We start from the raw sequence: 10,808 nt of genomic DNA, 5'->3' as shown, positions 1-10,808 counted from the left end.
GCCAATAACGACGGCCTTCCGGGTAAGAACATCGCTACAGTTCTCCTCTGCGGTATCGGATCCGTCGCGCCGCTCACCGTCGGTGGCCTCGCTTCGAGCATATCCAGTATTCTCCTGCCGGGCTCCGGCGAAGTCGTCTGTCGGTAATCCAGATTCGTGATCGCGTGGAGCGGTTGTTCGGGTCGGCGGGAGTGGTGACGTAGTCCTTGGGTGATCTTGGTGGTGCCGGCCGGGCGCGGGATACTGATCCATCGCCGCCGTCTCGTCCCCACCGCCGGCGTCCACGCACTGCCGGGCCCGACCTCCGGCCGCCCCCGGAGCCTAATGGCGGTTGATCACGACGGCGGTCGTCGGTGGGCCGCCGGCGAAAGGTGCTGCGGGTACGGTCCGCCGTCGGCGGATCTCCCGGACGCGCCCGTCGTGCGACGTGCCCGGGAGCCGGGTGCTCTACCGTGTACCGGAGGGGTCATAGGCTCATGATCGATCATTGGCCCGCCTACGTTAAGATCGCACCATGGAAAAGGGGAAGCGGGAGACAGTGACGAGATACCGCCGAGTGGTCGTCAAACTGAGCGGTCGCGCGATCGCCGGTTCCGCCGAATTCGGCTTCGATTCCAACGCGCTGGAGCACCTCGCCCGAGAAATCATCGCCGTCCGCCAGTCCGGCGTGGAGGTGGCGATCGTCGTCGGCGGTGGGAACCTCTTCCGTGGTAACCAGTCGGGCCGGTGGGGTATTGACCGGGTCGAAGCCGACAATATCGGCATGTTGAGTACGGTCATCAACAGTCTGTTGCTCCGGGGGAAGCTCACCGCGCTGGGTGAGGACAACCTGCGGGTGATGACGGCGGTTCCCGTTCCGGCGGTGGCCGAGCCCTACATCCGGCTGCGAGCGGTGCACCTGCTGGAGAAGGGGGCGACGGTCATCCTCGCCTGCGGCAACGGCCAGCCCTTCCTCACTACCGACTACCCGGCGGTGCAGCGGGCGCTGGAGCTCAATGCCGACGCGGTGCTGGCCGCCAAGGACGGCGTGGACGGCGTCTACGACAGCGATCCGAAGATCAATCCAGGGGCCAGGCTCTTCTCGCACCTCAGTTATGACGAGGTGATCAGCCGCGGGCTCCGGGTGATGGATCAGTCGGCCTTCATCTTGGCCCGTGACTTCGATATGCCGCTGCATATCTTCGATATCGAGCAGCGGGGCGCGATGACGGCGATCTGCCGTGGTGAGCACCGGGGGACGGTCATCTCCTCGTCGCCGGAGAAGTCCGAAGAGTTCGGGAACGAGGTGCTGGCCAGCCCCGCCGAATCGATGGCCTGATCCCAAAATCGACGGCCTGATCCCGAGGCGCCGGCCACACAATCGATCTCGACGTTGGTCCCGATCTGCCCCCGAGGGGAAGGTCGAGGGAGATCGAATCCGCTTCTCGAAGGACGGGCGCGGTTTGTCTGCACGGCGGCGGACTCACCGCGGGACGCATTACGCCCGTTTCGTGGACGAAGACGACGACTCCTAACCCGGTCCCATAATTCAAGCTTCGTGAAGATACGTTCGTGAAGATACGACTGACCTAGGTTTCCACGGTCGCCGCCGACAGGTCCCCGTCCGCCTGCGCGGCTGATCGTCTCTGTTCCGGACGGCCACCACGCCAGGGATCTTGGACGTCAGTAGGAGCGGGCGATCAGGCAGACGAGGTCGTCGGCGTCGCTGCCGGCCTCGGGGATCCCGCCGTCCGGTGTCTGGAGGCACCGCACGGTGAGCGATTCCTCGGCGAGCTCGGCCTCGCCCTCCTCGCCGACAAGGCGCCAGGGGATCCGGGCGAAGCCGGCCTGGGCGGCCCGGGCGGCCTCGGCAACGGTGGCGACGTCCGTCGTCCGGCTCTCGCGTAGGGCCAGCGCCTCGGCGTACAGGTCGGCCTGCACCTCGTCCAGCAGCACCGGCACCCGCGCGGCGGCCTCGGCCAGCGGCACCGGCACTTTCTCGGAGGTGTCCCGGCGCACCAGGGTGACGTTGCCCGCGGCCAGGTCCCGCGGACCCACCTCGACCCGTACCGGGATGCCCTTGATCTCCGCGTCGGTGACCCGCCGGCCGAAGGACAGCCCGGGACGGGCGTCGACCTGCACCCGAAGACCGGCGTCGGTCAGCGCGGCGGCGATCTGGCGGGCCTTCGTGACGACGGTCTCGTCGTCGCGCACCGGCAGGACCACGACCTGCGTCGGCGCCAACCGGGGCGGGACACGCAGGCCGTTGTCGTCGCCATGCGCCATGATCAGCCCGCCGACCATCCGGGTCGAGCAGCCCCACGACGTCGTCCACGCCAGGTGCCGGGCTCCGTCGGCGCCGAGGAAGTCGATGGTGAAGGCGCGGGCGAAGTTCTGGCCGAGCTCGTGACTGGTCGCCATCTGCAGGGCCTTGCCGTCGCCCATCATGCCCTCGCAGGTCATCGTGTTGGTCGCGCCGGCGAACCGTTCCCGGCGCGTCTTCACTCCGACGAACACCGGGACCGCCAGCACCTGCGTCATGAAGTCGCGGTAGACCTCGAGCGCGATCCGACGGGCGTAGGCCGCGGCATCGGCCTCGTCGGCGTGCGCGGTGTGGCCCTCCTGCCAGAGGAACTCGCTGCTGCGCAGGAACAGCCGGGGACGCAGCTCCCACCGGACCACGTTCGCCCACTGGTTGAGCAGCAGCGGCAGGTCACGGTAGCTCTGGGTCCACTTGGCCAGGTATTCGCCGATCACGGTCTCGCTGGTGGGCCGGACGACTACGGGCTCCTCCAGCTCCTTGCCGCCACCGATGGTGACCACCGCCAGCTCCGGGCTGAAGCCCTCGACGTGCTCGGCCTCCCGGCGCAGGTAGCTCTCGGGGATGAACAGGGGGAAGTAGGCATTGACGGCCCCGGCGGCCTTGATCCGGGAGTCCACCTCGGCCTGCATGCGTTCCCAGATCGCGTAGCCGTACGGTCGGATGACCATCGTCCCGCGGACGGGGCCGTTGTCGGCCAGCTCGGCCTTGGCGAGCACGTCCTGATACCAGCGCGGAAAGTCGGTCGAGCGGGAGGTGAGTACAGCCACCCCGCCACGATATTGCCTCGACCACGGCTCGTGGCCCCGGGGACCGGCACCTGTTGTGTCCCCGCCCCGGCGGGCGCCCCCGGATGCCGCTCGGAAGGCGCCTCGCGCCGGTCGCGGTCGTCTCGGCTGACGGCCCGTCGCCAGAGTGGACGGTCGCTGAGGGGACGGTTCAGGTCCGGCCCGGATCGCCGCCGCGTCCGACCGGCTGCCCGTCGACCCCGCGCCGAGAATCCCGCGAAACCTCCTGGAATACCAGTGAGACGTCCACGTCGCCGTGATGGCTGACCAGCGCGGCCGTGGGGGGGACGAGGATCATCGCGGTGGTCAGGTCGGCGGCGGTGGCTCCCGGGGCGAGGAGCAGCTCGTGTTGGACGAGTAAGCCGTCGTTGACGGTGACCACCTCGGCCAGTGACCGTGGCCGTCCCCCGATGACCGGACGGGGTTCCGGCAGGAGATCGTCGCTGTCGACGGTGTTCATGTTCTGGTCGTCCTCCGTTGTCGTGTCGCGTGTCGTGCCGCGTCTGGTTGGTGCCGCCGGCACGGGGGTGCGCAGCGCCGGCCCCGGGTCGTCCGGCCGACCGGGCGCGGCGGTACCCGCGGGCTCTGCGCCATGCGGTCTGCCGCTTGCCGGACCCCGCCGATCCGCCGCGTGACGGGACATCGTCGTCCCGCCACGCGGCGGTGGCTGGTCGTGGCGCGCTTCATCGCCGGGCGGGACGGCTCCCGGTGGGCGGGCCGGCGCAGGCGGATGCGCTGGTCGGATGGAACGGACGGGTCGTGCTGCTCTTCGGATACGCCGTTGATTCGGATACGCCGTTGATGCTGTCAGCCACATCGATGTTGCTTTACAGCAAAGCACGAGAACGCGGGGTTGGCTACCGGCGATCTGTGCTCAGAGCGGACGTCTGGTAACAGAGGACGAAGATCCCGATCAGCTGCGTAGCGCGGCGCGCGGGTTGGCCGCTTCGCCGGCTCCGTCCCACTGCGTCGCAGGGCGCGGCGCCCCGGGTCGGACATGACACGCGTCGGTGAACTTTCGGTGCTTGCCGCGTCGGAAGGTTGGCAGCGATGGTGCCGCTCGATGACCGTGAATGATCCAGTTCCGGCGGCTCGGCGATCTTCCTGTCAAGCTCTCGCCTGTTCCTGTCCGTTCTCTCCAGGCTTCCGTCCGTTCTCGTCCACTTCCGTCCGTTCTCGTCACGCTCCTGTCCGTGGCCGAGAGTCACTCGTCCACGGCGCTCCGGGTGTGGCGTGATGTTTGGGGTGACGAGTGAGAGTGACTATTTGTCGATTATTCGACACGCACGGTTGTGATCGGATTGGCCGCGGGCTGGCTAATCAACCACGAATCTAGTGACATGGATGTGTTCCGGCTGGTGATAGGTCCGCGTTCGCGGACGTTCACCTTGCGTTCATTCGAGATGGCTTCGATTCTTGTCGGCGCCCCAGTCCAGGGGGCGGACGATTCGGCGCCGTAGCGCGCAAGAACGAAGGGCTGCTCGTGAACCGAGGCAAGCGTCAGGCCGCCGTCGGGGCTGCAATGGTGGCACTGCTCACTGTGGCGGCGTGTGGCACCGACGACAACAGTGACTCCGGCGACACCGGGGCGAAGCCGTCGAACGGGGCGAGCGCGATCGCCTGCGAGAAGGGTTCCATCACCGGATCGGGTTCCTCCGCGCAGAAGAACGCGATGGACGAATGGGTCAAGGCGTACCAGAACGCCTGCGACGGCGCAACGATCAACTACCAGTCGACGGGGTCCTCGACCGGTCGGCAGCAGTTCATCGCCAAGCAGATTTCCTTCGCCGGTTCCGACTCGGCGCTGAAGGACCAGCAGAAGGCCGACGCGGACAATCGCTGTACCCCCGGTACGGCTGTCGACCTGCCGATGGTGGTCGGCCCGGTCGCGCTTGTGTACCACCTTTCGGGTGTCGACAAGCTCCAGCTGTCCGCCCCGACGATAGCGAAGATCTTCTCCGGTGCCATCACCAAGTGGAACGACCCGGCGATCACGGCGGAGAACAGTGGGGTTACTCTGCCTGACGCGCCGATCGCCTCGGTGCACCGGTCCGACGGTTCCGGTACCACCGACAACTTCACCAAGTTCCTGAAGGGCGCGGCCGGCGCCGCCTGGACCTTCGACTCCGGCTCGGACTGGAAGGCCCCGGGCGGCCAGGGTGCCAAGGGCAGCGAGGGGGTGACTGCGACCGTGAAGTCCACCGAGAACTCGATCGGTTATGTGGAGCTCTCCTATGCGGAGAACGCCGGGCTGTCCACGGTCGCGGTCAAGAACGGTGCCGGCGAGTACGTCAAGGCGAGCACGGATGGTGCCTCCCTCGGCCTGAGCACCGCGAAGATCGCCAGCGGTGACGACCTGAAGCTCACCTTCGACTACGCCGCGGCGACCAAGGGGGCGTACCCGATCTACCTGGTCACCTACGAGATCGCCTGCACCGCTGGTCTCCCGGCCGACCAGGCCAAGCTGGTCAAGTCCTTCCTGACCTACACCGCGTCGGACGCGGGCCAGTCCTCGATCGCCGACCTTGGTTACGCGCCGCTGCCGGACTCGGTAGCGACCCGGGTCCGCACGGTGGTCGACAAGCTGTCCTGACGTCGATCTGACGCAGCTCCGATCGGACTATCCGGTGCCCGCGGTGGGGTGAACAGCCCCACCGCGGGTCCGTTGTTCGTTGACGACGGCGAGAGCATCCGGGCCAGAACGGCAGACCAGAACAGCGCACTAGAACAGACCAACAGCGCCAGACCAGCCAAGACGGTGACGGCCAGGGCATTCACGAGCGGAAGTCGAGTTCGGAGCACCAGGGGAAGAGGGACCATGACGACGGAGCCGGACAGCTCGGCGGACGCCGAGTCTCGGGGGGCCGCTTCGGCGACGGCCGCCCCATCGGGAGGTGATCGGCCGGCCGGCGGGCTGGCGGACACCTCGACAGGCAAGGCCAAGGTCGGCGTCGCTGACCTGATCTTCAAGAATGCCACCCGCACGGCCGGGGTCGGGCTGCTGGTACTGATCGCCGCGATCGCGGCCTTCCTGGTACTGCGCGCCACCAATGCCCTCGACGCCAATACCGGGAACTTCTTCACCACGGAGGAGTGGTTCCCCAACGCCACGCCGCCGGTTTTCGGTATCGCCGCACTGCTGTTCGGCACGATGATCACTGCTGCCATCGCAATGATCATCGCTGTTCCGGTCGCGGTGGGCATCGCCCTGTTCATTACGGTGTACGCACCTCGCCGGATGGCCTCCGCCCTCGGCTACATCGTCGATCTGCTGGCGGCCGTGCCGAGCGTCGTCTACGGCCTGTGGGGACTGCTCGTGCTCGCGCCGCACATGAAGGGCATCCAGAGCTGGCTGACCGACTACTTCGGGTGGATCCCGCTGTTCGAGACCGATCGCGGGGTCGGCCGGTCGATCTTCGTTGCGAATGTCGTCCTCGCGATCATGATTCTGCCGATCGTCGCCGCGTTGTCCCGCGAGGTGTTCCTGCAGGTGCCTATTGCGCATCGGGAGGCGGCGATGGCGCTGGGCGCGACCCGCTGGGAGATGATCAGAACCGCCGTCCTGCCCTACGGCAAGCCGGGCGTCATCAGTGCCTCGATGCTGGGCCTCGGGCGGGCGATGGGCGAGACCATCGCGGTCGCCCTGGTCCTGCCGGCGTCGTTCAACATCTCCTGGCAGATCCTCGCGCCGGCCGGTAACACCATCGCCGCGAACGTGGCGAACGGATGGGGCGAGGCCAACGACATCGGCCGCGGTGCGCTTATCGCGTCCGGTCTCGTGCTCTTCATCGTCACCATGCTGGTCAACATCATCGCTCGCGCCATCATCGCGCGGCGGCGTGAGTTCTCGGGGAGTGCCGCATGAACACCGCGACCGTTCCCGGCCCCGCCGTCGAGGGCGGTGAGGACCGACTGCAGCTGCGGGGCCGGGTCCTGCCCCGCTGGGTACCGCTCGCTGCCGTCGCCGGTGCCGTCGTCCTGACGGCCCTGATCTACCTGGTGACCTCGATCTCCAGCAGGATCCAGTTCCCCCTGCTGGTTGCCGTCTTCTTCATCCTCGCGATGACCGTGGCCTCGACGCTGGTCGAGGGCGGCCGCCGGGCCCGGGACCGGTTCGCGACGAACCTGGTCTACGCCGCCTTCCTGCTCGCGGTCATCCCCCTGCTCGCGGTGCTCGTGAATGTGATCGAGAAAGGTGCGAGGCGGCTGCGCCCCGAGTTCTTCACTCACTCGATGAACGGCATCGGCGCCCGTGACGTCGGTGGTGGCATCTACCACGCGATCATCGGCACGGTGGAGCAGGTCGGGTTGGCGAGCCTGCTGGCCGTGCCGTTCGGTCTGCTGGTGGCCATCTACCTGGTGGAATATGGCCGCGGCCGGGTCAGCCGGGTAATCAGCTTCTTCGTCGACGTGCTCACCGGTCTTCCCTCGATCATCGCGGGTCTGTTCATCCTGGCGTTCTGGATCCTCGCCTTCCACCAGGGCTTCTCCGGATTCGCGGGTGCCCTGGCCCTCACGGTGCTCATGATTCCGATCGTGGTGCGCTCCGCCGAGGAAATGCTGAAGCTCGTTCCGGACGAGCTGCGGGAGGCCAGCTACGCCCTCGGGGTGGCGCGTTGGCGGACCATCCTCAAGGTGGTCGTCCCCACCGCGTTGCCCGGGATCGTGACCGGCGTCATGCTCGCGGTCGCCCGCGTTGCCGGCGAGACCGCGCCGCTGCTGCTGACCGTCTTCGGTACGAACCTCATCAACGCCAACCCGTTCTCCGGGGAGCAGTCCGCACTGCCGCTGTACATCTACTCGCAGGCCGGCCAGCCGCAGCAGTCGGCGGTGGACCGGGCCTGGGCCGCCGCCCTGGTACTCATCATCATCATCATGCTGCTCAACTTCATCGCTCGTCTGGTCGCCAGACGCTCGCGGCTGTGATGACCCTGACCCGGGATGACAGCGCGGCACAGATCATGCCCTATCTCATCCCATTTAGTCCCATCCCATCTGATCCGACCCTCTGAAACAGCATCCAGGCAGATCGTGAGTCGAGGTAGCCCATGGCCACCCGCATCGACGTTTCCGGGCTGACGGCGTACTACGGGAAGTTCAAAGCCGTAGCCGACGTGAACCTGACCATCGAGCCGAAGAACGTCACCGCATTCATCGGGCCGTCCGGATGCGGGAAGTCGACGGTGCTGCGCACGCTCAACCGGATGCACGAGGTGCTTCCGGGGGCCCGGGTCGAGGGGCAGGTGCTCCTCGACGGTGAGGATCTGTACGGGCCCGGGACGGACCCGGTGGCCGTCCGCCGCACCGTCGGGATGGTCTTCCAGCGACCGAACCCGTTCCCGACCATGTCCGTCTACGAGAACGTCATCGCCGGGCTCAAGCTGAACGGGATCCGCAAGAAGGCGCTCCTCGACGAGCGGGCCGAGGAGTCACTGCGGGGCGCGAACCTCTGGGAGGAGGTCAAGGACCGGCTGGGCCGGCCGGGCGCGGGTCTGTCCGGTGGGCAGCAGCAGCGGCTCTGCATCGCCCGGGCGATCGCGGTGGAGCCGCAGGTCCTGCTGATGGACGAGCCGTGCTCCGCGCTCGACCCGATCTCCACTCTTGCGATCGAGGATCTGATCGCGAAGTTGAAGTCGAGCTTCACCATCGTCATCGTCACCCACAACATGCAGCAGGCGTCGCGGGTCAGCGACTCGACCGCCTTCTTTTCGCTGGAGAAGACCGGCGACCCCGGCCGCCTCGTCGAGTACGACAAGACCTCGCAGATCTTCAGCAACCCCAAGGAAAAGCGGACCGAGGACTACATCTCCGGACGGTTCGGCTGACGGACGGGGAGATTGGCGGACAGGACGCGCGGATGCTCCCGGTACCGCGTGGGGCCGGTCAACCGGGGGGCAAGACCGTGGCTCGACAGGCGAGGACCCGGCCGTTCCGGCAGGCCTGGCGGTCGTGGCAGTAGACTCGGCAGCCGACGGGCGTCGGTACCGCGGCCCGTCCGGTGGGACGCGGAGACGGACGACGGGCACCGGGCCGGGGGGCTGCCCGGCGCTGTTGATCGCGGACGAGGACGTCGACGACGGCATGCTCGACGCCTTCGTCGCGAACGGTGTCGAGGTCAGTGTGGTGGCGGACGGGGCGCTGGCCCTGCTGGAGATCGGTCTGCGGCATCCGGCCGCGCTGCTGATCAGTGCCCGGCTGCCCGTGGTGGACGGGGTGACCGTCGTGCGGACGGTGCGTAGCGTGCCCGGTCACGACGACGTGCCGATTCTCCTCGCGGTCGGCCCCGATGACCGGCCGAGAGCTGCCGCCGGACTCGACGCGGGGGCCAGCGCCTGCGTGGGCAAGCCGTACCGGGTTCCCGAGGTCCTCGCGATGGTGGGGTTCATCGGAACCGGACGGGCCGGAACGTATCCGCCCCGGATGCACGAGCCGGAGGTGCTGCGCGGCGGACGGGTGCTGCTGGACCGCGCGGCGCACGAGGTCCGTCTCGACGGGGCCGTGGTCCCGGTCCCGCCGCGGGAGTTCCGGCTGCTCGCGCTGCTCCTGGAACAGACGGGCCGGGTCGTCACGCGCGAGACGCTGCTGCGAGAGGTCTGGGGTTCGGCGCAGACGGAGACGAACACGCTTGCCGTGCACGTGCGGCGGCTGGGCGAGACGGCCGGCCAACCGACGGTCATCGAGAGCATCCGCGGGGTCGGCTACCGCTTCCGCGCCGTTGCCGATCCGGGTTGAGCCCTTCCGCAGGGACGTCAGCCGGGCAGCGCGTAGACGCCCGGCGCCACCCGTACCACGAGGCCATCGTCGATCAGTCCGGCGAGGGCGCGGGTCCGCTGCACCGGATCGTCCCAGACCTGGTCGAGGATCTCCTGACCCACCTCCGGACTGGCGTCACGCAGGACGGCGAGCAGCCGGCCGCGGACCTGGCGGTCGGTGCCGGCGTACCCCTGGGGCCGGCGCGCGGGCCCCGCGCTCGGCGGGCTGCCCGCGGACACCCACGCACACCGTCCCAGCAGGGGGCAGGCGGCGCAGCGAGGCATCCGGGCAACGCAGACCAGCGCGCCGAGCTCCATGAACGCGGCGCTGGCCCGGGCGGCCGTCTCGGCGTCCGGCGGCAACAGCTCCGCGATCTCGACCAGGTCGCGGCGGCTGACCGTGGCCGGCGGGTCGGCTCTTCCCTCGACGGCCCGGGCGAACAGCCGGCGCACGTTGACGTCGACGACCGGATGGCGCTGGCGGAAGGCGAAGGCGGCAACCGCCCGCGCGGTGTACCTCCCGATGCCGGGCAGCGCGAGGAGATCGTCGAGGTGCCGGGGGATCTCGCCGTCGTGCCGTTCGACGACGACGGTCGCCGCCTGGTGCAGCCGCAGCGCGCGCCTGGGGTAGCCTAACCGGCCCCACGCCCGGACGGCCTCCCCGGCCGGCTCGGCGGCGAGCGCGGCGGGCGTCGGCCACCGGTCCAGCCAGGCCTCCCAGACTGGCAGCACCCGGCTGACCGGGGTTTGTTGCAGCATCACCTCGCTGACCATGATTGCCCAGGGGCTCGTCAGGGGACGGCGCCACGGCAGGTCCCGGCCACAGACGGCGAACCAGTCCAGGACGAGATCGGCCAGTGGTCCGGGCGCGCTGCTGATTCCGGCTGTGCTGGTCATTCCCGCCATCGTGCCAGGCGACCAGGCCGGCCGGAGGCGGCAGGCGGCCTCCCGTCGCCTTCGGCTACTACA

Annotated in this window: 9 protein-coding genes; 6 read left to right on the top strand and 3 right to left on the bottom strand. The window is 68.5% G+C overall.

The features are described from left to right. Positions 1-514 precede the first annotated feature (514 nt). Positions 515-1,318 (top strand): UMP kinase, encoded by an 804-nt coding sequence (pyrH, locus tag AC08OU_RS17465; protein ID WP_476601152.1) that lies wholly within the window; start codon positions 515-517, stop codon positions 1,316-1,318. 344 nt (positions 1,319-1,662) lie between these two features. Here the strand turns inward: pyrH and proS are convergent, their stop codons facing one another. Together proS and AC08OU_RS17455 are read right to left on the bottom strand one after the other, a co-directional pair. After that, on the bottom strand, positions 1,663-3,069 hold the full coding sequence (gene proS, locus AC08OU_RS17460) for a proline--tRNA ligase (protein WP_462185924.1): 1,407 nt from the start codon (positions 3,067-3,069) through the stop codon (positions 1,663-1,665). Positions 3,070-3,238: 169 nt separating this feature from the next. Next, entirely contained in the window at positions 3,239-3,547 is a 309-nt protein-coding gene (locus AC08OU_RS17455; RefSeq protein ID WP_476591542.1) for a hypothetical protein, read from the bottom strand. A gap of 1,023 nt (positions 3,548-4,570) precedes the next feature. On the opposite strand from AC08OU_RS17455, the gene pstS reads away from it, so the two are divergent. The 5 genes from pstS (at position 4,571) to AC08OU_RS17430 (ending at position 9,819) form a co-directional block, all read left to right on the top strand. Then, on the top strand, positions 4,571-5,680 hold the full coding sequence (pstS, locus tag AC08OU_RS17450; protein WP_462185925.1) for a phosphate ABC transporter substrate-binding protein PstS: 1,110 nt from the start codon (positions 4,571-4,573) through the stop codon (positions 5,678-5,680). Positions 5,681-5,905: 225 nt separating this feature from the next. Continuing rightward, positions 5,906-6,952, top strand: coding sequence for a phosphate ABC transporter permease subunit PstC (gene pstC / locus AC08OU_RS17445; protein ID WP_476601155.1), 1,047 nt, complete (start codon positions 5,906-5,908; stop codon positions 6,950-6,952). Then, positions 6,949-8,013: a phosphate ABC transporter permease PstA gene (gene pstA / locus AC08OU_RS17440; protein WP_476605332.1), complete on the top strand. Its 1,065-nt coding sequence runs from the start codon at positions 6,949-6,951 to the stop codon at positions 8,011-8,013. Before pstC ends, pstA begins: the two co-directional genes overlap by 4 nt. A 122-nt stretch (positions 8,014-8,135) precedes the next feature. Then, the gene (pstB, locus tag AC08OU_RS17435; protein WP_462185928.1) at positions 8,136-8,912 is read left to right on the top strand and encodes a phosphate ABC transporter ATP-binding protein PstB; all 777 of its coding nucleotides are present in this window, start codon (positions 8,136-8,138) and stop codon (positions 8,910-8,912) included. 124 nt (positions 8,913-9,036) lie between these two features. After that, positions 9,037-9,819 (top strand): response regulator transcription factor, encoded by a 783-nt coding sequence (locus AC08OU_RS17430; protein ID WP_476605331.1) that lies wholly within the window; start codon positions 9,037-9,039, stop codon positions 9,817-9,819. Between the two features lie 17 nt (positions 9,820-9,836). On the opposite strand, the gene AC08OU_RS17425 is transcribed toward AC08OU_RS17430, so the two are convergent. Beyond that, complete coding sequence (locus AC08OU_RS17425) at positions 9,837-10,745, bottom strand: HhH-GPD family protein (protein ID WP_476601160.1); 909 nt, start codon at positions 10,743-10,745, stop codon at positions 9,837-9,839. Positions 10,746-10,808 lie beyond the last annotated feature (63 nt).

This window comes from Frankia sp. CcMO1, from assembly GCF_977945845.1.
The sequence above is the reverse complement of the archived record's forward strand: the minus strand, read 5'-3'. Positions and strand labels throughout refer to the sequence as shown.

Bases quoted from the DNA above. Each gene is read 5' to 3' on its own strand.
- AC08OU_RS17425 (WP_476601160.1), bottom strand. From the start codon at position 10,745: ATGGCGGGAATGACCAGCACAGCCGGAATCAGCAGCGCGCCCGGACCA.
- pstB (WP_462185928.1), top strand. From the start codon at position 8,136: ATGGCCACCCGCATCGACGTTTCCGGGCTGACGGCGTACTACGGGAAG.
- pstA (WP_476605332.1), top strand. From the start codon at position 6,949: ATGAACACCGCGACCGTTCCCGGCCCCGCCGTCGAGGGCGGTGAGGAC.
- pyrH (WP_476601152.1), top strand. From the start codon at position 515: ATGGAAAAGGGGAAGCGGGAGACAGTGACGAGATACCGCCGAGTGGTC.
- pstC (WP_476601155.1), top strand. From the start codon at position 5,906: ATGACGACGGAGCCGGACAGCTCGGCGGACGCCGAGTCTCGGGGGGCC.
- AC08OU_RS17455 (WP_476591542.1), bottom strand. From the start codon at position 3,547: ATGAACACCGTCGACAGCGACGATCTCCTGCCGGAACCCCGTCCGGTC.